The organism is Micromonospora sp. R77, from assembly GCF_022747945.1.
Lineage (GTDB): Bacteria > Actinomycetota > Actinomycetes > Mycobacteriales > Micromonosporaceae > Micromonospora.
Genome location: NZ_JALDST010000001.1, coordinates 2,390,539 through 2,413,198 on the forward strand (window position 1 = coordinate 2,390,539; position 22,660 = coordinate 2,413,198).

Here is a 22,660-nt window from a genome sequence, read left to right on the forward strand (position 1 = left end):
TCAGGACAGCGTGGAGAGCCGCGCGTCGAGGTCCACCCCGCCGCCTGCGGCGACGAAGCGCACCTGCAACGGCCCGCCGGCCGCGGTCACGGCCACCGTGGTCGGTGCGCCCGTGCAGTCCACCGGCAACCCGGGGCCGCCGTCCCCGGTGCCCGAGAAGCTGACGGTCAGCTTCCCCGGCCCGGTGCAACCCACCAGGAGCAGGTGGCGCTCACCGGCCGACGGGTTCGTCTGCCGCACCAACGGCGGCCCGGTCCCGTCCAGGTGGGACCGCTCGACCCAGACCGGGCTCGGCACCTCCGCCCGGCCATCCGGCTCCTGGTGCAGCACCAGCGTCTCCTCGGGACCGGGCAGGACGCGCCCGTCCTCCGAGTCGACGGTCACCAGCAGCCGATCGAGCGGCGCGCCGGACGCCGGCGTCGGCTCGGTCCGTGCCGTCACCGGGCCGGTGGCCGGGGCGCACCCCCGCCACCACCAGCCGCCGACGGCCAGCACGGCCACGGCGAGCCCGGCCAGCAGCGCCCCGCGTACCCGATCCTCGGCCTGCACGCCCATCCGGCGAGCGTAACCGCGCGCCGCCGGCCGCACCGCCCGCACCGCTCAGCCGGTGCGCTCCAGCAGGGCCGCGTACAGGGTCAGGCCGGGGCCGAAGGCCAGCATCACGACCCGCTCCGGCGGCACCGGTGCCCGGCGCAGCCGGTCCAGGATCAGCAGCACCGTCGGCGAGGAACAGTTCCCCTGCTCGGCCAGTACGCCCCGGGACGCCGCCAACGCGTCCGCCGGCAACGCCAGTTCGCGCTCGACCACGTTGAGGATGCGCGGGCCACCCGGATGCACCGCCCAGCCGTCCACCTCGGACCGGGTCCGCCCGTGCCGGGCCAACAACTCGTCGACCAGCCCCACCACGTGGCGGGAGAGCACCTGCGGCACCTTCGGCGACAACCCCATCCGGAAGCCCGTGTCGGTGACGTCCCAGGTCATGTGGTCCGCCGTCGAGGTGTCGGTGACCGAGGCGACCTCGCGCAGCGCGTACCCCGGGCCGCCGGGCACGACCACGGCGGCGACCGCGGCGTCGGAGAAGAGCGCGTGGGAGACGATCTGCTGGGTGTCCACCCGGGCGCTCGCCGGCTGGATGTGCAGGCTGGTCAGCTCCGCGCAGAGCAGCAACGCCGGCCGCTGCCGGGCGGTGACGAAGTCACCGGCCGCGCCGAGCCCGGGCAGCGCCGCATAGCAGCCCATGTGCCCGACGAACATGCGCTGGGTGTCCGGCGCCATGCCGAGATCCCGGGCGAGCAGGATGTCCAGCCCCGGCGTCGCGTACCCGGTGCAGGAGCAGACCAGGAAGAGCCCCACGTCGCCCGCGTCCAGCCCGGCGGCCGTCAGCGCCCGCCCCACCGCCTCCTTGCCCAGCGGCAGCGCCTCCACCTGGTAACGGCGCATCCGCCGCTCGGTCGGCCACTCGGAGACGTCCTCCAGCAGCGGGTTGACCGCCGCCTGCCGCCGGGACACCCCGGAATTGGCGAAGATCCGCTCGGCCAGCGCCCGGGTGGTGCCGGAGAAGTGCTTCGAGAAGAAGCCCGTCCAGAGTTCGTCCTGTGCGGCACCGGGCGGCTGCGCCGTACCCAGACCCGCGATCACCGGCACAGCCATGATCCCCACCTCTCGTCGCCTGCTGCCTGCCCATTCCCCGCACTCACCGGGCCGCCGTTCGTTCGTGACTGCGGGGCTCGCAACCCCGGCTCACTCCTCGCACTCACCGAACCGGCCCCCGCTCGTGACTGCGGGGCTCGCAACCCCGGCTCACTCCTCGCACTCACCGAACCGGCCCCCGCTCGTGACTGCGGGGCTCGCAACCCCGGCTCACTCCTCGCACTCACCAACGAGGCGTCGAGGCGTCGCGGTCCGGGTCGCCACCGAGCGCGGCGATGCCCAGCCAGTCCGCGCAGACGTCCGACGTGGCCGGGTGCAGCGAGCCGCAGCGGGCGTCCCGGTAGAGCCGTTCCAGCGGATGCCCGCGGCGGGTCGCCGAGGTGCCGGCAGCCTCCAGCATGGACGCGGCCACCTCGGCGGCGGTGGTGCCGGCGAGCAGCTTGGCCCGCCAGACCCAGCGGTTGGTCTCCGCGTCGCCGGGGCCTCGTCCACCGGCGCGCCGCCTCGGCCACCACCAGCCCGGCCGCCGCCACCGCCGCGTCCGCCCGGCCCAGCCGGGCCCGTACCGCCGGCAGGCCGGCCAGGTTCCGGGCGGTCAGGTGCTCCGCCGCCGCGTCGATCGCCGCCCGGGCCACCCCGACGTAGACGGCGGCGTAGCTGGCCACCAACCAGTGCGGCATGAGCTGGGCGACCACCAGCGCCAGCCCCTCCACGCCGCCGAGCAGCCGGTCGGCCGGCACGGTGACGTCCAGGTGCAGGTCGTGCGAGCTGGTGGCGCGCATGCCCAGCGAGTCCCAGGTGGGCTCGACGGTGAGCCCGGCACCGGCCGGGACGAGGAACTGGGAGACCACCGACGGGTCGGTGGCGCTGCGGGCGGCCACCAGGTAGCCGTCCGGGTGCCCCGCGCCGGAGCAGAAGGTCTTGCTGCCCTTGATGTGCCAGCCTCCGTCGACCGGCTCGTAGACCGTGCTGAGCTGCGACAGCCGGGCACCCGCGCCGCGCTCGCTCATCGCCACCGCGTACCAGGAGCCCGCGGCCGCCGCGCGGAGCAGCCGGTCCCGGGCGGCCAACGCCTCGTCCGGTACGCCCAGCGCCTCGGCCAGTTCCTCGGTGACCGCGCCCAGCGCGCCGGTGACCGAGGCGTGCATGTTGAACACCAGCGCCGTCGCGCCATTGCCCCGGGCCAGTTCGGTGGCGACGGCGGCGTACTCGGCGAAGGTGGCGCCCAGGCCGCCCAGCTCCGGGGGCACCATCAGCCCGAAGAGCCCCGCCTCGCGCAGGTCGGCGAAGTCGTCGACCGGGAAGGAGCCCTCCCGGTCGTGCTCGGCCGCCCGGGCGGCCAGTCGCGGTGCCAACCGGCGGGCCGCCTCCAGCGCGTGCACAGTCATCTAGCCCCCTCCTCGGCGTCCCCTTTACCCCGGGTGGCCCCGGCTACCCGCCCCGGACCCCACGGCCCTGGTAGAGCACCGCGGTGGACCGGGCCGGCACGATCCTCGGCCCGGTCCGGCCCGGACGGTCGGCGGCGCCGCCCCGGATCCGCCGGAACAGCCAGCCCGCCGTGCCGCGCAGCTCCGGACGGATCCCCCGGACGCGCAGCTCGACGCCGTGCCGGGCGCACTCGGCGACCAGGGCACGGGCGTCCACGAACAACCGTGGATCGTGGATGCCGCGCGGCACGGTCGGCAGCCGCTCACCGATCTCCACCGCCACCAGCCGGGCCAGCAGCGTGTCGTTGAGGGTGTCCAGCACCAGCAGGCCGCCCGGGCGCAGCAGCCGGCACGCCTCGGCCACCGCCCGCCGCCAGTCCGGTACGTGTTCCAGCAGCTCACCGGCGGAGACCACGTCGGCGCAGCCGGCGACGAGCGGAACCGCGACGGCGTCGCCGTTGACCACGGTCACGCCGTGCGCGGCGGCCTGGTGCAGGGCGGACCGGGTGAGGTCGACCCCGACGTGCCGGTAGCCCTTGCCGGCCAGGTGCGGGGCGAGCAGACCGGCGCCGCAGCCCAGGTCCACCAGGAGCGCGCCGGGCCGGGTGGCCGGCGGCACCAGGGCGGCGCGGGCCCGGGCCAGCCAGTGCAGCATCGCGAACGCGCCGTCCGGCCGCCACCACTCGTCGGCGAGGTCGTCGTACTGCCGGGGGTCGTTGGGGGGCAGCACCCGGGGCGGGGTGGACACCGGGGCCGCGTCTCGCATGGACCGAGCGTGACACGGCTCCCCGACAACGGCCAGACTTCCTTTATGTCGTCAACGGTGTTAGGGCTGGTCAGGGCGAGTCACCCGGAGCCGGCCGCCGCGGTCACCACGGTGGCCGGGCTGCTGGCGTGGGGGGTGGGGCACCGCCCGGCCGGCGTCGCCGCCGTGGCGCTGACCGTGCTGGCCAGTCAGCTCGCCGTCGGCTGGAGCAACGACCTGATCGACGCCGACCGGGACGTTGCGGTGGGGCGTACCGACAAACCGGTGGCCACCGGGGCGCTGCGGCGGCGGACGCTCGCCCTGGCCGCCGTCGCGGCGGCGCTGGTCACCCCGCTGGTGGGGCTGACCACCGGTGTCCCGGCGGCGCTCTGCGTCACCGTCGGGCTGGTCTCCGCGTTGCTCTACAACCGGCCGCTGAAGTCGACGCCGGTCTCCGTGCTGCCGTACGCGATCTCCTTCGGGTCGCTGCCGGCCTTCGTGGTGCTGGCGCTGCCCGGCGCGCCGGCCCCGCCGGTCTGGCTGGTGGTCGCGGCGGCCTGCCTGGGCGCCGGGGCGCACTTCGCGAACGTCCTGCCGGACCTGGCCGACGACGCCCGGACCGGGGTGCGCGGGCTGCCGCACCGGCTCGGTGCCGCCGGCAGCCGGGCCGCCGCCGCCGGGCTGCTGCTGGCGGCCACCGTCACGCTGGTCGTCGGGCCGCCCGGACCGCCGTCGTGGGCCGGGCTGTCGGCGGTCGCCGCGGCCGTGCTGGTCCCGCTCGTCGGCGGGTACGCGGGCCGCGCGGCGGCCCGGACCGGCGGCCGACCGGTGGCCGCCTTCCGGTCGGTGCTGGTGGTGGCCCTCATCGACGTGGTGCTGCTGGTGGCGAGCGGACGGGTGGTCTGAGCAACCCGGGACGGTGGCATTACCGGGTCGGCGTGCGGCCCTCGATCAGCCCCAACTACCCTGGAGCGCGGTCTGCGCGGGTATGGCCACCGTGCCCGGCGTACGGCCGGGTGGGAACGTGACGAGGAGGACCGACGTGACGCGCTCGATCAGGGGTTCCGGACGGGCGGCCCTGCTGCTGGCCGGTACGGCCACGGCGGCGGGCCTGCTGCTGTCCGGGTGCGGCGCCGGCCAGGTGGCCGAGACCGCCAACAAGATCCCGTCGGTCCAGGGCGTCAACGTCCAGACTCCCGACAACAACTTCAAGGTGCGCGGCCTCTACGTCCAGTACCCGGGCGTCGAGGGCTACCAGGCCGGCGGCAACGCCGGGCTGAACGTGGTGATCTACAACGACAGCCGCGAGCCGGTCACCGTGACGGTCACCACCGACAGCGCACGGGAGATCGTGCTCGCCGGTTCGCCGGCGGCCGGTTCGCAGCCGACGCCGAGTTCGTCCCCGACCGAGCCGGCCTCCGCGTCGCCGACCCCGGCCGACCCCAGCGCGTCGCCGAGCCAGTCGCTCGGGGCGGGCGAGTCCGCTTCGGCCAGCCCGTCCGCCGGCGAGTCCGCCTCCGCCAGCCCGTCGGCGAGCGAGTCGGCCCCGGCCGGTCAGCCGGCCCGGCTGGAGATCCCGGCCCTCGGCTACGCGCAGCTCCTCGCCACCGGCGGCGGCCAGTACCTCCAGCTCGTCGGGCTGAACGAGAAGCTGCTCTCCGGACAGCAGGTCCAGCTGACCTTCGACTTCGGCAACGGCCGGGTCATCCGTACCGGCGCCCCGGTCGGCGTCCCGCTGACCCCGGGCGCGCCGGCCTCGCCGATCGTCAGCCGGGAGGGTGGCGCGGGTGAGGGCGGCGCCGGCCACGGCGGCTGACCGCAGGCGTACGAGAGTCGACGGCACCGTCGGCGTGGCGACCGCCACGCCGACGGTGTTCTCGTTTTCGCTGGGTTTTGGTCGTACCGGGCGGTTAGCGTCCTGGGGTGACCACCTCCCGATCGACTCCCGCCCGCGCCGGTTCGGGCACCGGCCGCGGCCGGGCCGCCGCCCGCGAGCCACGCCCCGCCTACGAGTGCGACGCCTGCGGCCACCAGCCGCCGAAGTGGGTGGGACGCTGCCCGGAGTGCGGCGAGTGGGGCTCGGTGGTCGAGTGCACGGTGACCGGGCCGCTGGTCTCCGGCAGGGTGGTCAGCTCCCGGATGCCGGCCGAGCCGGCCCGGCCGATCGCCACCATCAGCGCCGCCCCGGCCCGGGCCCGGCCGACCGGCGTCAGCGAGCTCGACCGGGTGCTCGGCGGCGGGCTGGTGCCCGGCGCGGTGGTGCTGCTCGCCGGTGAGCCCGGGGTGGGCAAGTCGACCCTGCTGCTCGACGTGGCCCAGCAGTGGGCGGTCGGTGCGGGCAGCCCCTCCCTGGTGGTCAGCGGTGAGGAGTCGGTCAGCCAGGTGCGCCTGCGCGCCGAGCGGATGGGCACCCTGCACGACCAGCTCTACCTGGCCGCCGAGAGCGACCTGTCGGCGGTGCTCGGGCACCTCGACGCGGTCAAGCCGGGTCTGCTGGTGCTCGACTCGGTGCAGACCATCTCCACCACCGGCACGGAGGGGGTGCCCGGCGGGGTGACCCAGGTGCGGGCGGTGACTGCGGCCCTGGTCGCGGTCGCCAAGGAGCGGGGCATCGCCACCGTGCTGGTCGGCCACGTCACCAAGGACGGCCAGGTGGCCGGCCCCCGGGTGCTGGAGCACCTGGTCGACGTGGTGCTGCACTTCGAGGGCGACAAGCACTCGTCGCTGCGGATGGTCCGCGGCGTGAAGAACCGGTTCGGCGCGGCCGACGAGGTCGGGTGCTTCGAGATGCACGAGGGTGGCATCAGCAGCCTGGCCGACCCGTCCGGGCTCTTCCTCACCCGCTATTCGGAGCCGGTGCCCGGCACCTGCGTCACGGTGGCGATGGAGGGGCGGCGGGCCCTGGTCACCGAGGTGCAGGCGCTGATCGGCGCGACCGTGGCCGGCTCACCCCGGCGGACGGTCTCCGGTCTCGACGGCGCCCGGCTGGCGATGGTGCTGGCGGTGCTCCAGCGGCGCACCGAGAAGCTCACCCTGCACGACCGGGAGGTCTTCGCCGCGACGGTGGGCGGGATCCGGGTGGTGGAGCCGGCGGCCGACCTGGCGGTCGCGCTCGCGGTCGCCTCGGGCGGCCTCAACCTGGCCATCGCGCCGCACCTGGTAGCGATCGGCGAGGTCGGGCTGACCGGCGAGGTGCGCCGGGTCGGCGCGGTGCCGCGCCGGCTGGCCGAGGCGGCCCGGCTCGGCTTCCGGCTGGCCCTGGTGCCGCCCGGCTGCGGCCCGGACAGCAGCGGCGTGGCCCCGGGGAACATGCGGGTGATCGAGGTCACGGACGTGCGCGCGGCCCTCCAGGCTGCCGCTCGCGCGTCGGCGGAGTGACCGACGGTGAGCACGAGGAGGGGCCGGGTGGGCGATATCGGACAGCCGGCACGCCAGGTCGCCGAGCAGGAGAGCCGGACATCGTGACACATCACAGTAACCACGAGAGCACCCACCGCAGGGCAGTCCGTAGACTGTGCCCGTGCCGATCGACCGCGATGCCACCAAGCCCGCCGCGACGACGCCGCACGCCCGCACCGGCGCCGTGGGCTCTTCCGCCCGTCCGATCAGCGTCAGCGTGACCGGGAACGTCGGCGGAGCCAGCGGCGACCCGCTGCGGGCCAATCTCGCCCTGATGGCGCCGGGCACCGCGCTCCGCGACGGGCTCGAGCGGATCCTGCGCGGCCGCACCGGCGCGTTGATCGTCCTCGGCTACGACAAGGTCGTCGACCAGATCTGCACCGGCGGCTTCCCGATGGACGTGGAGTTCTCCGCCACCCGGGTCCGTGAGCTGTGCAAGATGGACGGTGCCGTGGTGCTGTCCAGCGACGGCACCCGGATCGTCCAGGCCGGCGTGCACCTGATGCCGGACCCGTCGATCCCGACGGAGGAGTCCGGCACCCGGCACCGCACCGCGGAGCGGGTGGCCCGGCAGACCGGCTACCCGGTCATCTCGGTCAGCCAGTCCATGCGGATCATCAGCCTCTACGTCAACGGCCAGCGCCACGTGCTGGACGACTCGGCGGCGATCCTGTCCCGGGCCAACCAGGCGCTGGCCACCCTGGAGCGCTACAAGCTGCGACTGGACGAGGTCTCCGGCACCCTCTCCGCGCTGGAGATCGAGGACCTGGTCACCGTCCGGGACGCGGTCGCGGTGGTGCAGCGACTGGAGATGGTCCGCCGGATCGCCGACGAGATCGCCGGTTACGTGGTCGAGTTGGGCACCGACGGCCGGCTGCTGGCCCTCCAGCTCGACGAGCTGATGGCCGGCGTGGACGCCGACCGCACCCTCGTCATCCGGGACTACCTCCCGACCGGCCGCAAGCCGCGCACCCTCGACGAGGCGCTGGTCGAGCTGGACCTGCTCAGTGCCACCGAGCTGATCGACCTGGTGGCGGTGGCCAAGGCCATCGGCTACCCGTCCGCCTCGGACGCGCTCGACGCGGCGGTGAGCCCGCGCGGCTTCCGGCTGCTGGCCAAGGTGCCCCGGCTCCCGGTCGCGGTGGTCGACCGGCTGGTGGTGCACTTCGGCAGCCTCCAGCGGTTGCTCGGCGCGACCGTCGAGGACCTGCAGGCCGTGGAGGGGGTGGGCGACGCCCGGGCCCGGGGCGTCCGGGAGGGCCTCTCCCGGCTCGCCGAGGCGTCCATCCTGGAACGCTACGTCTGAGCCGATCGCGGCTACCGGCCCGGCCGCCGGTCAGCCGGTGATGGTCAGCTTCACCGGTTCGCTGAGCTTGGTGCCGACCCGGGCGAAGACCTGGTAGGTCCCGATCTGCGCGAAGTCACCGGCGGCCACCCCGTTGCTGCACCGGCTGGCGTCCCGGCCGTTCCAGCCCAGCTCGTAGAGGCGCTCGAAGCCCGGCGTGAAGGACTGCACGTCGGAGCCCTTGCCGGTGCCGCAGGTGTCGGAGGACCAGATCTTCTCCGCACCGGCCTTGATGAACAGCTCCTGCACGTCCGCGCCCACGTCCCGGCTGCAGGTGCGCTGGGACTTGTTCTTGATCTTGAGCTGGAGGTTCACCACCGTGCCCCGCTGGGCCGTCGCCGGCACCGCCACCGGGGTCACCAGGATCTCGGCGTCCGTGCAGGTGCCGTCGTCCACCACCGGGGCGACCGGCGCGCCCGGACCGGCCGGAGCGTCGCTGGTCGCGGTGCCACCACCGGCCGGAGCACCCCCACCGGTGTCGCCGGCACCCGGCCCACCGACACCCGGCCCACCGGCACCCGGGCCGCCGCCGGAGTCGCCCGGCGTGGCGGACGGATCCCCCGACTGCGGGGTCAGCACCGACCCAGACGCCTCCGGAGCCGCCGCCGACGTGGTCGGCGTCGAGGAAGACTGCGGTGTGGCGCCGGTGTTGCGCTCCGTGCCGTTGCAGGAATAGAGCAGGACAATCAGGAAAAGAAGCCCCGCTCCGAGTACGACGGCGCGACGCCGCCAGTACACGGTGGATGGCAGGGGGCCGACCGTCAGACGCATGATGTCCTCACCGTAGCCCGGTGGCGCACGGGGTGCGGGGCGACGCGCCGGGATCGATACGGCCCGCCGTCGATGGTGTCCACAGTCGACACGATCCGTGAGCCCTCAGAGATAGACCTTGCGCTGGTAGACGGCGTGCGCCCCGGCCACCCGGTCGAGGAAGAGCAGACCCGCGCAGTGGTCGATCTCGTGCTGCAGGGCGCGCGCCTCGAAGCCGTCGGTGACCAGCCGGACCTGACGGCCCGTACCGGGGAGTGCGCCCTCGACCACCAGGCGGCTGGCCCGCTTCACGTCGCCGGTCAGGTCGGGCACCGACATGCAGCCCTCCCGCCCGGCCTTCCACCGGCTGGCCTCCACCACCCGCGCGTTGCAGAGCACGAAGACCCCGTGCACCGTCACCGCCTTGGGATGCCCCGTCACGTCCACGGCGAAGACCTGGGCGGCCACCCCCACCTGCGGCGCGGCGAGGCCCACACAGCCCGGCGAGACCCGCATCGTGGCCACCAGGTCGGCGGCCAGCCGGACCACCTCGTCCGACGTCGGGTCCACCTCCGGCCCGGGACGGCTGAGCACCGGTTCGGGGGCGCAGACCACCGGGCGGACCACACCCGGCACGGCGAGCGCCTCGGGGGTCCAGCCGCCGAGGCCGACGTCCTGAGCCGTCACAGCAGGTCCGTGTCCGCCGGGCGGAGGCTCACGCCGACCCCCAGGTCGGCAGCCGTACGCGCCAACCGGCCGGCCACCTCGTCGGAGCTGCCCGGCGGCAACTCCACCTCGGCCACCACCACGTAGAGCGAGCCGGTCAGCCGGGTGCTCAGGTCGGTCACGTTGCCACCCGCGTCGGCCAGCACCCGGGTCATCGCCGCCACGATGCCCATCCGGTCCGCGCCGTGCACCGCCAGCACGTACGGCTCACCGGCCGGCGTCGTCCCACCGTCGGGGGTGACCGCGCGTACGGTCGCCAGCAGCTGGCCGTCGGCGGCGAGCGGGGCCAGCGCGGCCTCGACGTCGGCGGCGGCCGGGCCCACGCAGATCAGCGTCATCGCGAAGTGTCCCCGCAGGCGGGTCATCGTGGAGTCGGTGAGGTTCGCGCCGAGCCGGGCGAGCGCCTCGGCCACGTCGGCCACGATGCCGGGGCGGTCCCGGCCGATGACGGTGATCGCGAGCTCGTTCATCCGGACATTCTGCCCCGACGACGTCGGCCGCCTCCGCCGGCCCGCCCTGCCCGCCCATCCAGCGGGAATCCGGGCCGTGACATCATCGGCAACGCGATGTCTGAGCCCACTTTCGCCACCCTGGTCAGCCGGTGGTACGAGGAGAACGCCCGCGACCTGCCGTGGCGCGAGCCCGGCACCACCCCGTGGGCCATCCTGGTCAGCGAGGTCATGCTCCAGCAGACCCCGGTGGTGCGGGTGCTCCCCGCCTGGCAGGCGTGGCTGGCCCGGTGGCCGGTGCCGGCCGCGCTCGCCGACGACACGCCGGCCGAGGCGATCCGGATGTGGGGACGGCTCGGCTACCCCCGCCGGGCGGTACGCCTGCGCGACTGCGCGGTGGCGATCGTCGAGCGGCACGGCGGCGAGGTGCCGGACCGGTTGGACCAGCTGCTGGCGCTGCCGGGGGTCGGGACGTACACGGCGCGGGCGGTGGCCGCCTTCGCGTACGGGCAGCGGCACCCCGTGGTCGACACGAACGTACGCCGGGTGGTCTGCCGGGCGATCGCCGGCGAGCCCGACGCCGGACCGGCCACCCGTCCCGCCGACCTGGTCGCCACCGAGGAACTGCTCCCGGTCGAGCCGGCCGCGGCGGCGCTGGCCAGCGCGGCGTTCATGGAGCTCGGGGCCGTGGTCTGCACCGCCCGGTCACCCCGCTGCCCGGTCTGCCCGGTCGAGCAGGTGTGCGCCTGGCGGGCCTCCGGCCAGGTCGCCCCCACCGGCCCCACCCGGCGTCCCCAGCGCTACGCGGGCACCGACCGGCAGGTACGCGGTCTGCTCCTGGCCGTGCTCCGGGAGGCCACCGGCCCGGTGCCGCACCAGCGCCTCGACCAGGTCTGGACCGACGACGTGCAACGGGCCCGGGCCCTGGCCGGGCTGGTCACCGACGGCCTGGTCGAACCGGTCGGCCAGGAGTCCTTCCGCCTCGCCGGCGACGGTCCCGCCGTCCCGCTGCCCCACCCCTAGCCACCCGCCACGCACTCTCCCGGAGAGACGCCCGACGCACTTTCCCGGAAAGAGTGGCCTCCCGCCGCAGAATGGCCACTCTTTCCCGGAAAGAGTGGCCATTCGCGGGCCGGACCGGCCGGGAGCGGAGGGGTGCCGGTGCGGAAAGGGCGACGGCCCCGGTGGGCTCTCGCCAACCGGGGCCGTCGCCCTGATCAGATGTCGGTTACTCGTCCGCGCCCGCGGTGGCGGCGCCGCCGAGGTCGGCCGGTACGGCGTCCGGCACCTCGACCGGCTTCTCCGCACCGCGGAAGACCAGCTTCGACTTGTCGATGTTGGTCGGGTCGCCCTCGCAGTCCACCACCACGATCTGACCCGGGGTCAGCTCGTTGAAGAGGATCCGCTCGGAGAGGTTGTCCTCGATGTCGCGCTGGATCGTGCGGCGCAGCGGCCGCGCGCCCAGCACCGGGTCGAAGCCCTTGGTCGCCAGGTACTTCTTGGCGTTGTCGGTGAGCTCGAGGCCCATGTCCTTGTTCCGCAGCTGGGTCTCGATGCGGGCGATCATGATGTCGACGATCGACAGGATCTCGTTCTGCCGCAGCTGGTGGAAGACGATGGTGTCGTCGATCCGGTTCAGGAACTCGGGCCGGAAGTGCTGCTTGAGCTCGTCGTTGACCTTCTGCTTCATCCGGTCGTAGTTGGACTCGGAGTCCTCCGACGCCTGGAAGCCCAGGGAGACGGCCTTGGCCACGTCCCGGGTGCCCAGGTTGGTGGTCAGGATGATGACCGTGTTCTTGAAGTCCACGATCCGGCCCTGGCCGTCGGTGAGCCGCCCGTCCTCCAGGATCTGGAGCAGCGTGTTGAACACGTCCGGGTGGGCCTTCTCGATCTCGTCGAAGAGGACCACCGAGAACGGCCGACGCCGCACCTTCTCGGTCAGCTGCCCGCCCTCGTCGTAGCCGACGTAACCGGGAGGGGCACCCACCAGCCGGGAGACCGTGTAGCGGTCGTGGAACTCGGACATGTCCAGCTGGATGAGGGCGTCCTCGCTGCCGAAGAGGAACTCGGCGAGCGCCTTGGAGAGCTCGGTCTTACCGACGCCGGACGGGCCGGCGAAGATGAACGAGCCGGACGGCCGCTTCGGGTCCTTCAGGCCGGCCCGGGTCCGCCGGATCGCCTTCGAGACCGCCTTGACCGCGTCCTCCTGGCCGATGACGCGCTTGTGCAGCTCGTCCTCCATGCGCAGCAGGCGCGAGGTCTCCTCCTCGGTCAGCTTGTAGACCGGGATGCCGGTCCAGTTGCCGAGCACCTCGGCGATCTGCTCGTCGTCGACCTCGCTGACGACGTCCAGGTCACCGGCCTTCCACTCCTTCTCCCGCTGGGCCTTCTGGCCGAGCAGCTGCTTCTCCTTGTCGCGGAGCTGGGCGGCCCGCTCGAAGTCCTGCGCGTCGATCGCGGACTCCTTGTCGCGGCGCACCTGGGCGATCCGCTCGTCGAAGTCACGCAGGTCCGGCGGCGCGGTCATCCGGCGGATCCGCATCCGGGCCCCGGCCTCGTCGATCAGGTCGATCGCCTTGTCCGGCAGGAAGCGGTCGGAGATGTACCGGTCGGCCAGGGTCGCGGCCGCCACGAGAGCAGCGTCCGTGATCGAGACCCGGTGGTGCGCCTCGTAGCGGTCGCGCAGGCCCTTGAGGATCTCGATGGTGTGGGCCAGCGAGGGCTCACCCACCTGGATCGGCTGGAAGCGGCGCTCGAGGGCGGCGTCCTTCTCCAGGTGCTTGCGGTATTCGTCGAGGGTGGTGGCGCCGATGGTCTGCAGCTCACCACGGGCCAGCATCGGCTTGAGGATGCTCGCCGCGTCGATCGCGCCCTCGGCGGCACCCGCACCCACCAGGGTGTGGATCTCGTCGATGAACAGGATGATGTCGCCGCGGGTGCGGATCTCCTTGAGCACCTTCTTCAGGCGCTCCTCGAAGTCACCGCGGTAGCGGGACCCGGCGACCAACGCACCGAGGTCGAGCGTGTAGAGCTGCTTGTCCTTGAGGGTCTCGGGCACCTCGCCCTTGATGATCTTCTGGGACAGCCCCTCCACGACGGCGGTCTTGCCGACGCCGGGCTCACCGATCAGGACCGGGTTGTTCTTGGTACGGCGGGAGAGCACCTGCATGACCCGCTCGATTTCCTTCTCGCGCCCGATCACCGGGTCGAGCTTGCCCTCCCGGGCGGCCTGGGTCAGGTTGCGGCCGAACTGGTCCAGCACCAGGCTGGTCGACGGCGCGGCCTCGCCCGGCGTGGCGCCCGCCGCGGCCGGCTCCTTACCCTGGTAGCCGGAGAGCAGCTGGATCACCTGCTGGCGGACCCGGTTGAGGTCGGCGCCGAGCTTGACCAGCACCTGGGCGGCCACGCCCTCGCCCTCACGGATCAGCCCGAGCAGGATGTGCTCCGTGCCGATGTAGTTGTGGCCGAGCTGCAGCGCCTCGCGCAGGGACAGCTCCAGCACCTTCTTGGCCCGCGGCGTGAACGGGATGTGCCCGCTCGGTGCCTGCTGGCCCTGGCCGATGATCTCCTCGACCTGCTGGCGGACGCCCTCGAGGGAGATGCCGAGGCTCTCCAGGGCCTTTGCCGCGACGCCTTCACCCTCGTGGATGAGGCCCAGCAGGATGTGCTCCGTACCGATGTAGTTGTGGTTGAGCATCCGGGCCTCTTCTTGGGCCAGGACGACAACCCGTCGCGCTCGGTCGGTGAACCGCTCGAACATGCCCTCGTGCTCCTCACGTGCCGTGCGCCTTGATGGTCAAGATCTTGGCGGGGCCGGTGCGCGGACGTCCGGGACGGGCGTCCGTGCCTCCTTACTCTATCGCCGCGGACCGACTCCGCTGAGGTCGTGTCTCCCCGCGAAAGCCCGTGTACGCGTCGTTTCTGACAACCGTCCGCGCTCAGGAGGTGTTCCGGTACCCCCGCCTGTACGCGCAGAGCGAAATTCGACCGTCGGCGGAAAAGCCCGGTCGTGGCTCCCGGGAGGGTTCCCGGGGCTCCGGGTCGACCGGCGACGGTGCCGTCCGTCGGTCGTCCACAGCTGTGGACACACTCTCCACCGCCTGTGGACAACACCCGTCCCGGCCCGGTTCTTCCCACCCGGACCCGCGTCCCACGCGCCCGTCCGGCGGGTGGGGACGGACCGGACAGAGGGCGCGGCCGGGCGGATACGGCGACGCCGGCCCGGAGTGGTGCTCCGGTCCGGCGTCGTGTCGCCCGTGACGGGTCCCGCGTCAGTGGCCCGCCTTCGAGTGGAACTCGTCGACGATCTCCTGCGGGATGCGCCCCCGGTCGGAGATGTCCTTGCCGGACTTCTTGGCCCACTCCCGGATCGCCCGGTTCTGCTCCCGGTCGGCGGTCGCGCCGCCCCGGCCGCGCGCCGCCCGGCCGCCCACGACCACGCCGCCCCGACCGACCTTCGTGCCGGCCGCCACGTACGGCGCGAATACGTCGCGCAATTTTTCAGCGTTGGAAGCGGAGAGGTCGATCTCGTACTGCACTCCGTCGAGCGCGAACTTGACGGTCTCGTCAGCGTCCCCGCCGTCCAGGTCATCGACCAGCTTGTGAATGATCTGCTTGGCCACGTCCCACATTCCTTTCGAGCAGGGTCTGCTCCTGCAACTAATCAAGGAGCACAATAACCTGCGCGATGCTTGCCGCGTCAATAGGACGCGGTAACGAGCCGGAGAAGCTCCGCGGCTACTCCGGCCGGACCAACGGGAACAGGATGGTTTCCCGAATTCCCAGGCCGGTCAGCGCCATCAAGAGCCGGTCGATTCCCATTCCCATACCACCGGCGGGGGGCATTCCGTACTCCATCGCCCGGAGAAAGTCCTCGTCGAGCCGCATCGCCTCGTCGTCGCCGCGCGCCGCGAGCTGCGCCTGGGCCACCAGCCGCTCGCGCTGCACCACCGGGTCCACCAGCTCGGAGTACGCGGTGCCCAGCTCGAAACCGAGCACGTAGAGGTCCCACTTCTCGGCCAGTCCCGGCTCGCTGCGGTGCGACCGGGTGAGCGGGCTGGTCTCCTCCGGGTAGTCCCGCACGAAGGTCGGCTCCTGCAGGCCCGGCACGACCAGTTCCTCGAAGAGCTCCTCGGCCAGCTTCCCGGGCCCCCACTTCGGGTCGACGGAGACGCCGACCTTGTCGGCGTACTCGACCAGACGGGAGCGGTCGGTGCGGACCGTCACCTCCTCGCCGAGCGCCTCGGAAAGCACACCGAAGAGACTCACCGAGCGCCACTCGCCGCCCAGATCGAACTCGCGGCCGTCCGCGTGGGTCACCACCGTCGAGCCGCTGACCGCGATCGCCGCCTGCTGCACCAGATTGCGGGTCAACTCGGCCATCGTGTTGTAGTCGCCGTACGCCTGGTAGGTCTCGAGCATCGCGAACTCCGGCGAGTGCGACGAGTCGATGCCCTCATTACGGAAGTTGCGGTTGATCTCGAAGACCCGGTCGACGCCGCCGACCACGGCCCGCTTGAGAAACAGTTCCGGTGCGATTCGCAGATACAGATCGGTGCTCAACGCATTGCTGTGGGTCACGAATGGGCGGGCCGCCGCGCCGCCGTGCAGCAACTGGAGCATCGGGGTTTCCACCTCGACGAAGTCCCGCGCGTGCAGGGTGTCCCGCAGGCTCCGGACCGCCGCCGCCCGGGTGCGTACCATCTGGCGGGCCTGCGGGCGGACGATCAGGTCCACGTACCGCTGGCGGACCCGGGCCTCCTCGCTCAACGGCTTGTGCGCCACCGGCAGCGGGCGCAGCGCCTTGGCGGTGACCGCCCACTCGTCGGCCAGCACCGACAGCTCACCGCGCCGGCTGGTGATCACCTTGCCGGTGACACCGACGTGGTCACCGAGGTCGACCAGGCGCTTCCAGTCGTCCAGCCGCTCCGCGCCGACCCGGTCCAGGGAGAGCATCGCCTGCAGCTCGGTCCCGTCGCCGTCCCGCAGGGTGGCGAAGCAGAGCTTGCCGGTGTTGCGTACGAAGATCACCCGGCCGGTGACCGACACCCGGTCGCCGGTGGCGGTGTCGGTGGGCAGCTCGGCGTACTTCGCGCGGATCTCCGCCAGGGTGCTGGTGCGGGGGAAGCCGACCGGGTACGGCTCGACGCCCTCGGCGAGCATCCGGTCCCGCTTCTCCCGGCGGACCTTCAGCTGCTCGGGAAGGTCGTCGGCGGGGTCCACTGGCACGGCGTTCTGCTCGGTCACGGCACGCTTCCTCAGGAGGGAGTTGTCGGGCGGGGTCACGCCCGAGCGTACTCAAGGCCCCAGGTCGACCGTCACGAGATAACCGCCGCGCCCACCCGGTGGTCCTCAGGTGTTGCGCTCGTAGACCATGCGCAGCCCGATCAGGGTGATCATCGGCTCGTGGTGGGTGATGCTGCGGCACTCACCGATCACCACCGAGGCCAGCCCTCCGGTGGCGATCACCGCCTTCACCTCGCCCAGCTCCTCGACCATCCGCTCGACGATCCGGTCCACCTGGCCGGCGAAGCCGAAGTAGAGGCCGGACTGGAGGCACTCCACGGTGTTCTTGCCGATCACCGAGCGGGGCTTGGTGGCCTCCACCTTGCGCAGCTGGGCGGCGCGGGCGGCGAGCGCGTCGAAGGAGATCTCGATGCCCGGGGCGAACGCGCCGCCGAGGAACTCGCCCCGCCCGCTGATCACGTCGAAGTTGGTGGTGGTGCCGAAGTCCACCACGATCGACGGCCCGCCGAAGAGGGTGTACGCCGCCAGCGTGTTCACCACCCGGTCGGAGCCGACCTCCTTCGGGTTGTCGATGGCGAGCTGCACCCCGGTCCGCACCCCGGGCTCCACGATCACGTGGGGCAGGTCGGCGTAGTAGCGGGCCAGCATGGCGCGCAGCGAGCGCAACGCGGCCGGCACCGTCGAGCAGGCGGCCACCCCGGTGATCTCCACGGCGTCACCGGCCAGCAGCCCCCGGAACATCAGACCCAGCTCGTCCGCCGTGGAACGGGCGTCGGTCTTGATCCGCCAGGAGTGCACCAGCTTGTCGCCGTCGAAGGTCGCCAGCACGGTGTTGGTATTTCCGATGTCGATGCAGAGCAGCACGCACGCAGCCTAGACGCCGCGGGCCGCCACCCTCACTCCTCCCGGAGGTCCAGCGCGATGTCCAGGATCGGCGAGGAGTGCGTCAGCGCACCCACCGAGATGAAGTCCACGCCGGTCGCCGCGTACTCGGCCGCCACCGCCAGGGTGAGCCCACCGGTCGCCTCCAGTTCGGCGCGGTCGCCGACCTCCGCCACCACCTCGCGCAGCGTCGGCGGGTCCATGTTGTCCAGCAGCAGGAAGCCGGCTCCGGCCTCGACCGCCTCCACCGCCTCGGCGACCGTGTCCACCTCCACCTGCACCGGCACGTCGGGGAAGGTCTCCCGGACCCGGCGGTAGGCCGCCGCGACGCCGCCGGCCGCCAGCTTGTGGTTGTCCTTGATCATCGCGACGTCGTGCAGACCCATCCGCTTGTTGGTGCCGCCGCCGGCCCGGACCGCGTACTTCTCCAGGGCGCGCAGGCCCGGGGTGGTCTTCCGGGTGTCCAGCACCATCGCCTTCGTGCCGGCCAGGGCGTCCGCCCAGGCCCGGGTGTGGGTGGCCACCCCGGACATCCGGCAGAGCAGGTTCAGCGCGGTCCGCTCGGCGGTGAGCAGCAGCCGGGTCGGGCCGGTCACCGTGGCCAGCACGTCGCCGCGCGCCACCCGCTGCCCGTCGTGCGCCACCGTCGACACCTCGACCGTACGACCGCTGCCGGTCACCTCGCCGACCAGCTCGAACACGGCGGCGGCGACGGCCAGCCCGGCCACCACGCCGTCGGCTCGGGCGACCAGGTCGGCGGTGTCGGTCTGCGCGTCCGGGATGGTGGCGACGCTGGTGACGTCGAGGAAGTCCGGCCCCAGGTCCTCGGCGAGCGCGTCGACGATCACCCGCCGGACCCGCTCCGGGTCCAGCCCACCGTCGACCAGCGCCTGCCGGGTCGAGTCCTTCACTGTTGCTCCTTCGTTCGCGACTGCGGGGCTCGCAGAACCGGCTCACTCCTCGCGCTCACGGTGCCGGCTCCCACTGCTGCGCCAACCGGCCCTGCGCACCGACCGCCTCGACGAGGTGACCGCGCCACCGTTCGTCGACCGTCGGGAAGTCCTCCCGCCAGTGGCAACCCCGGGTCTCCTGGCGGGCGTACGCGGCGGCGACCAGGGTCGACGCCACGGTGACCAGGTTCGTCGCCTCCCAGTCGGCGGTCCGCGGGGTGCCCCGCGCGGCGCCCAGCTCGCCCAGGGTGGTGGCGGTGGCCGCCAGGGTCGCCGCCGAGCGCAGCACCCCGGCGCCCCGGGTCATCGCCCGTTGCAGCGTCGCGGTGCCCTCGGCGGGCACCACCCAGCCCGCGCCGCCCACCCAGGCACCGGTATCCGCCGGCTTCGCCTGCTCGGGCAGGCCGGCGGCGATGTCCTCGGCGATCCGTCGGGAGAAGACCAGCCCTTCCAGCAGCGAGTTGCTGGCCAGCCGGTTGGCGCCGTGCACGCCGGTGCAGGCGACCTCGCCGCAGGCGTACAGGCCGGGGATGGAGGTGCGGCCGTGCAGGTCGGTGCGGACCCCGCCGGAGGCGTAGTGGGCGGCCGGGGCGACCGGGATCAGGTCGGTGGCCGGGTCCACCCCGATGGCCAGGCAGGACGCGACGATGGTCGGGAAGCGCCCGGCCAGGAAGTCGCCGCCGAGGTGCCGGGCGTCCAGGAAGACGTGGTCCGCGCCGGTTTCCAGCAGCACCCGGTGGATGCCCTTCGCCACGATGTCCCGGGGGGCCAGCTCCGCCAGCTCGTGCTGGCCGAGCATGAACCGCTTGCCGTCGGCGTCGACCAGGTGGGCGCCCTCGCCGCGCAGCGCCTCGGAGACCAGCGGCTGCTGGGCCAGCCCGGCACCGGGCACCCGGGCGTGCTCGGGCACGATCAGCGCGGTCGGGTGGAACTGCACGAACTCGACGTCGGTGACGGCCGCGCCGGCCCGCAGCGCCAGCGCCACCCCGTCACCGGTGGAGACCGCCGGGTTGGTGGTGGCCGCGAAGACCTGCCCCATCCCGCCGGTGGCGAGCACCACGGCCCGGGCCAGCAGCGCGCCGACGCCGTCCTCGCTGCCCTCGCCGAGCACGTGCAGGGTGATGCCGCAGGCCGGGCCGAGGCCGCCCGGGCCGTCGCCGGGGGCGCGCAGCAGGTCCAGCACCAGGGCGTGCTCGACCAGCCGGATCCACGGGTCGCGGCGGACCGCCGCGTGCAGCGCCCGCTGCACCTCCGCCCCGGTGGCGTCGCCGCCGGCGTGCACGATCCGGTCGGCCCGGTGCCCGCCCTCGCGGGTGAGCATCAGCGACCCGTCGGGGTTCCGGTCGAACTCGGCGCCGATCCGCATCAGCTCGCGCAGCCGGGTCGGGCCCTCCCGCACCAGCACCCCGACCGCGTCCGGGTCGCAGAGCCCGACCCCGGCGACCTCCGTGTCGTACGCGTGCGCGGCCGGGGTGTCCGCCGGGTCCAGCACGGCGGCGATGCCGCCCTGCGCCCAGCGGGTCGAGCCGTCGTCGATGTTGACCTTGGTGACCACGGTGACGTGCAGCCCCGCCTCGCGCAGGTGCAGCGCGGCGGTCAGCCCGGCGACGCCGGAACCCACCACGATCACGTCGGTGGTCTCCACCCAGCCGGGCGCGGGAGCGGCCAGCAGGCTGGGCAGGGCCGGCAGGTCGACGGTCGAGACGTCCATGGGCACAGTCAACCCGAACGTTCCTCGTCCCGGGCGGCGGGGGCGGGACGAGTGGTTCCGGCTACTTCGTCCGTACCGGAAGGGCGGTCGGGCCGGCGGACTTCAGCGAGGCGGTCACCGACCGGTCGCTGAGCCAGAGGTAGCAGCGGATCCCCCGGTCCCCGGCGGTCCACCGGCCCGCGCCAGGCGGCCGGACCACCACGCCGCTGCGGAAGCGCAGCAGCGCGTCGTTCGCCACCCCCACGTAGGTCGCCAGGACACCCCGGCACCCGGCGTAGAGCGGCGCCCAGTCGGCGTCCTTCTTCGGGTACGGCCGGTCCGGTGCCCGCCACACCCCGACGAATTCGGCGTCGTGCCGGCCGGTGCATGCCACCGGGGTCAGCGTCTGCACCCGCCGCGCCGAGATGCCGGTCTGCTGGCAGCCCAGGCGCAGCGCGGACGGCCCCTTCAGCGCGTCCCGCAGGCTGCCCGTCCGGGTGACCACCTCGGCCTTCTCCTCGACCGTGGTCAGCTCGGTCAGGTCGCACCGGTACCAGCGGGAGCCGGCCGCCCAGCCCGGTGCCGACGGCAGCGCCAAGGCCAGCCGCAGCCGCCCGGCCCGCCAGTCGGCGCCGACGTAACCACTGGCCCGGGTGTCGCAGTCGGTGAAGGCACCCCGCAGCTCGGCCGAACCGACCGTGGGCGGTGCCGCCGGGGCCGTACCGAAGACACCGACGTGCACGGTCTCCACCCGGTGCGGCAGGTCGCACCCCACCGGCTCGTACGCGGCCAGGGTGAGCGTGCCGCCGGTGTCGGCGACCTGGCACACCCCGGCGGCCGGGGTGAAGGCGGTGGCCGCCGGCGGGGCGGCCCAATCGTCGGTGAGGTCCCCGTCCAGCCCGCCCGTGGCGGCGCAGCCGGTCAGCGCGGCGCCCGCCACCAACGCGGCGACCACAGTAGTCATCGCTCGGCGCATCGCGGCCTCCCCCAGCCGACGACCGTCACTCGACGGTCCGCTCAGGGTAACCAGAAATGACCTTCCGGTGACAGACCGGAAAGTGCGGCTCAGCCGACGACGGCCAGCGGGCTGGGGACCGGGTCGCCTGCGGTGCCCGGGGCGACGGTCGCCGGGTCGGCGCCCAACTCGATCACCCGGTTCTCCGCGTCGACGTGCACCACCCGGGGCTGCCAGGAGCGCGCCTCGGCGTCGTCCATCTGCCCGTACGAGATGAGGATGACCAGGTCACCGGGGTGTACCAGGTGCGCGGCGGCGCCGTTGATGCCGATCACGCCACTGCCCCGCTCACCCGGGATCACGTACGTCTCCAGCCGCGCCCCGTTCGTGACGTCCACGATCGCCACCTGCTCGCCGGGGAGCAGGTCGGCCGCGTCGAGGAGATCCTGGTCCACGGTCACCGAGCCGACGTAGTGCAGGTCGGCCTGGGTCACCGTGGCCCGGTGGATCTTCGACTTGAGCATGGTCCGGAACATTCGGGATGCCTTTCAGCGGGAGGTGGTGGTGGGGTCAGGAACGGGGGGCGAGCCGGATCGCGGTGTTGTCGATCAGGCGGGTGGTGCCGACCCACGCCGCGACGAGCAGCCGCGCCGGACCGGTCACCGGGCCCGGCTCCAGGTCCGCGTCGGTGAGCACCAGGTAGTCCAGCCGGGCGCCGGGCGTACCCGAGTCGAAGGCCCGGTGGGCGGCGGCCAGCACCGCACCCGCGTCCCCACCACGGTCGGCGGTCTCGACGCCGGCCCGCAGCGCGGCCGAGAGGCCCAGCGCGACCTGGCGCTCCGCCGGGGAGAGGTAGCGGTTGCGGCTGGACAGGGCCAGCCCGTCCGGCTCCCGCACCGTCGGCACACCGACGATCTCCACCGGCACGTCCAGGTCCCGGACCATCCGCCGGACCAGGGTCAGCTGCTGGTAGTCCTTCTCGCCGAAGAAGGCCAGGTCACCTCGGGTCAGCTGGAGCAGCTTCAGGACCACGGTCAGCACCCCGTGGAAGAAGCCCGGCCGGCTCAGCCCCTCCAGGTCCTCGCCCAGCGGGCCCGGGTCCAGCCGCACCTTCGGCTGGCCGTCCGGGTACATGTCGGTCACCGAGGGCGCGAAGACCACGTCCGCGCCGGCCCGCCGGCAGATCTCCAGGTCCGCGTCGAGGGTGCGCGGGTACCGGTCGAAGTCCTCGTTCGGGCCGAACTGCAGCGGATTCACGAAGATCGTCACGAGGACGTGGTCGGCCCGCTCCCGGGCGGCCCGCAGCAGGGCCTCGTGGCCGGAGTGCAGCGCGCCCATGGTCATCACCACGCCGACGGTGCCTTTGAGCCCGTCCCGCGCCGCCGCCAGTTCCGCGCGCGTGTGCACCAGCTCCGTCACGCCAGGGCTCCCGTCCGCGACCGTCCC

The 22,660-nt window shown here is 73.4% G+C and carries 20 protein-coding genes and 1 pseudogene; 5 read left to right on the forward strand and 16 right to left on the reverse strand.

What is annotated here, in order from left to right:
* From MRQ36_RS11070 to MRQ36_RS11085, 4 genes and pseudogenes are all read right to left on the reverse strand, one after another.
* A complete protein-coding gene (locus MRQ36_RS11070; RefSeq protein ID WP_242794777.1) occupies positions 1-555 on the reverse strand; it encodes a hypothetical protein in 555 nt (184 codons plus the stop codon).
* Between the two features lie 45 nt (positions 556-600).
* Positions 601-1,659, reverse strand: coding sequence for a 3-oxoacyl-[acyl-carrier-protein] synthase III C-terminal domain-containing protein (locus MRQ36_RS11075; protein WP_242794778.1), 1,059 nt, complete (start codon positions 1,657-1,659; stop codon positions 601-603).
* Between the two features lie 214 nt (positions 1,660-1,873).
* Positions 1,874-3,038 (reverse strand): annotated as a pseudogene (locus MRQ36_RS11080) (acyl-CoA dehydrogenase family protein).
* A gap of 43 nt (positions 3,039-3,081) precedes the next feature.
* Positions 3,082-3,843, reverse strand: coding sequence for a methyltransferase domain-containing protein (locus tag MRQ36_RS11085; protein WP_242794779.1), 762 nt, complete (start codon positions 3,841-3,843; stop codon positions 3,082-3,084).
* 45 nt (positions 3,844-3,888) lie between these two features.
* On the opposite strand from MRQ36_RS11085, the gene MRQ36_RS11090 reads away from it, so the two are divergent.
* From MRQ36_RS11090 to disA, 4 genes are all read left to right on the forward strand, one after another.
* A complete protein-coding gene (locus MRQ36_RS11090) occupies positions 3,889-4,728 on the forward strand; it encodes a UbiA family prenyltransferase (RefSeq protein WP_242794780.1) in 840 nt (279 codons plus the stop codon).
* Positions 4,729-4,864: 136 nt separating this feature from the next.
* Complete coding sequence (locus tag MRQ36_RS11095; RefSeq protein ID WP_242794781.1) at positions 4,865-5,638, forward strand: hypothetical protein; 774 nt, start codon at positions 4,865-4,867, stop codon at positions 5,636-5,638.
* 107 nt (positions 5,639-5,745) lie between these two features.
* Positions 5,746-7,200, forward strand: coding sequence for a DNA repair protein RadA (gene radA, locus MRQ36_RS11100; protein WP_242794782.1), 1,455 nt, complete (start codon positions 5,746-5,748; stop codon positions 7,198-7,200).
* A 142-nt stretch (positions 7,201-7,342) separates the two neighbouring features.
* Positions 7,343-8,527 (forward strand): DNA integrity scanning diadenylate cyclase DisA, encoded by a 1,185-nt coding sequence (gene disA, locus MRQ36_RS11105; RefSeq protein ID WP_242794783.1) that lies wholly within the window; start codon positions 7,343-7,345, stop codon positions 8,525-8,527.
* 30 nt (positions 8,528-8,557) lie between these two features.
* Here disA and MRQ36_RS11110 read toward each other — a convergent pair whose 3' ends face one another.
* From MRQ36_RS11110 to MRQ36_RS11120, 3 genes are all read right to left on the reverse strand, one after another.
* Complete coding sequence (locus MRQ36_RS11110) at positions 8,558-9,337, reverse strand: hypothetical protein (protein ID WP_242794784.1); 780 nt, start codon at positions 9,335-9,337, stop codon at positions 8,558-8,560.
* 105 nt (positions 9,338-9,442) lie between these two features.
* Positions 9,443-10,003 carry a peptide deformylase gene (locus tag MRQ36_RS11115; protein WP_242794785.1) on the reverse strand — a complete coding sequence of 187 codons (561 nt, stop codon included), beginning with the start codon at positions 10,001-10,003 and terminating at the stop codon, positions 9,443-9,445.
* Positions 10,000-10,512 (reverse strand): glycine cleavage system protein R, encoded by a 513-nt coding sequence (locus MRQ36_RS11120; protein ID WP_242794786.1) that lies wholly within the window; start codon positions 10,510-10,512, stop codon positions 10,000-10,002. The genes MRQ36_RS11115 and MRQ36_RS11120 overlap by 4 nt, the downstream gene beginning before the upstream one ends.
* A 96-nt stretch (positions 10,513-10,608) precedes the next feature.
* Here MRQ36_RS11120 and MRQ36_RS11125 point away from each other — a divergent pair, with 96 nt between their 5' ends.
* The gene (locus MRQ36_RS11125; protein WP_242794787.1) at positions 10,609-11,514 is read left to right on the forward strand and encodes an A/G-specific adenine glycosylase; all 906 of its coding nucleotides are present in this window, start codon (positions 10,609-10,611) and stop codon (positions 11,512-11,514) included.
* Between the two features lie 205 nt (positions 11,515-11,719).
* Here MRQ36_RS11125 and MRQ36_RS11130 read toward each other — a convergent pair whose 3' ends face one another.
* The 9 genes from MRQ36_RS11130 to panC form a co-directional block, all read right to left on the reverse strand.
* A complete protein-coding gene (locus MRQ36_RS11130) occupies positions 11,720-14,251 on the reverse strand; it encodes an ATP-dependent Clp protease ATP-binding subunit (protein WP_242794788.1) in 2,532 nt (843 codons plus the stop codon).
* Between the two features lie 511 nt (positions 14,252-14,762).
* Positions 14,763-15,113 carry an Lsr2 family protein gene (locus MRQ36_RS11135; RefSeq protein ID WP_242794789.1) on the reverse strand — a complete coding sequence of 117 codons (351 nt, stop codon included), beginning with the start codon at positions 15,111-15,113 and terminating at the stop codon, positions 14,763-14,765.
* Between the two features lie 115 nt (positions 15,114-15,228).
* Positions 15,229-16,737, reverse strand: coding sequence for a lysine--tRNA ligase (gene lysS, locus MRQ36_RS11140; RefSeq protein ID WP_242794790.1), 1,509 nt, complete (start codon positions 16,735-16,737; stop codon positions 15,229-15,231).
* A gap of 105 nt (positions 16,738-16,842) precedes the next feature.
* Positions 16,843-17,601, reverse strand: a complete 759-nt coding sequence (locus tag MRQ36_RS11145; RefSeq protein ID WP_242794791.1) for a type III pantothenate kinase — start codon at positions 17,599-17,601, stop codon at positions 16,843-16,845.
* 32 nt (positions 17,602-17,633) lie between these two features.
* Positions 17,634-18,530 (reverse strand): carboxylating nicotinate-nucleotide diphosphorylase, encoded by an 897-nt coding sequence (gene nadC / locus MRQ36_RS11150; RefSeq protein ID WP_242794792.1) that lies wholly within the window; start codon positions 18,528-18,530, stop codon positions 17,634-17,636.
* Between the two features lie 55 nt (positions 18,531-18,585).
* Positions 18,586-20,280, reverse strand: coding sequence for an L-aspartate oxidase (locus MRQ36_RS11155; RefSeq protein ID WP_242794793.1), 1,695 nt, complete (start codon positions 20,278-20,280; stop codon positions 18,586-18,588).
* A 61-nt stretch (positions 20,281-20,341) separates the two neighbouring features.
* The gene (locus MRQ36_RS11160; RefSeq protein WP_374251110.1) at positions 20,342-21,250 is read right to left on the reverse strand and encodes a septum formation family protein; all 909 of its coding nucleotides are present in this window, start codon (positions 21,248-21,250) and stop codon (positions 20,342-20,344) included.
* 74 nt (positions 21,251-21,324) lie between these two features.
* Positions 21,325-21,750 (reverse strand): aspartate 1-decarboxylase, encoded by a 426-nt coding sequence (gene panD, locus MRQ36_RS11165; protein ID WP_242794795.1) that lies wholly within the window; start codon positions 21,748-21,750, stop codon positions 21,325-21,327.
* A gap of 34 nt (positions 21,751-21,784) precedes the next feature.
* The gene (gene panC, locus MRQ36_RS11170) at positions 21,785-22,633 is read right to left on the reverse strand and encodes a pantoate--beta-alanine ligase (RefSeq protein WP_242794796.1); all 849 of its coding nucleotides are present in this window, start codon (positions 22,631-22,633) and stop codon (positions 21,785-21,787) included.
* Positions 22,634-22,660: the final 27 nt, after the last annotated feature.

What these genes read in the sequence shown, in the direction of transcription:
- MRQ36_RS11070 (WP_242794777.1), bottom strand. Translation starts at nt 555, where the DNA reads ATGGGCGTGCAGGCCGAGGATCGGGTACGCGGGGCGCTGCTGGCCGGG.
- MRQ36_RS11085 (WP_242794779.1), bottom strand. Translation starts at nt 3,843, where the DNA reads ATGCGAGACGCGGCCCCGGTGTCCACCCCGCCCCGGGTGCTGCCCCCC.
- MRQ36_RS11090 (WP_242794780.1), top strand. Translation starts at nt 3,889, where the DNA reads ATGTCGTCAACGGTGTTAGGGCTGGTCAGGGCGAGTCACCCGGAGCCG.
- MRQ36_RS11110 (WP_242794784.1), bottom strand. Translation starts at nt 9,337, where the DNA reads ATGCGTCTGACGGTCGGCCCCCTGCCATCCACCGTGTACTGGCGGCGT.
- MRQ36_RS11120 (WP_242794786.1), bottom strand. Translation starts at nt 10,512, where the DNA reads ATGAACGAGCTCGCGATCACCGTCATCGGCCGGGACCGCCCCGGCATC.
- MRQ36_RS11125 (WP_242794787.1), top strand. Translation starts at nt 10,609, where the DNA reads ATGTCTGAGCCCACTTTCGCCACCCTGGTCAGCCGGTGGTACGAGGAG.
- MRQ36_RS11130 (WP_242794788.1), bottom strand. Translation starts at nt 14,251, where the DNA reads ATGTTCGAGCGGTTCACCGACCGAGCGCGACGGGTTGTCGTCCTGGCC.
- MRQ36_RS11155 (WP_242794793.1), bottom strand. Translation starts at nt 20,280, where the DNA reads ATGGACGTCTCGACCGTCGACCTGCCGGCCCTGCCCAGCCTGCTGGCC.
- panD (WP_242794795.1), bottom strand. Translation starts at nt 21,750, where the DNA reads ATGTTCCGGACCATGCTCAAGTCGAAGATCCACCGGGCCACGGTGACC.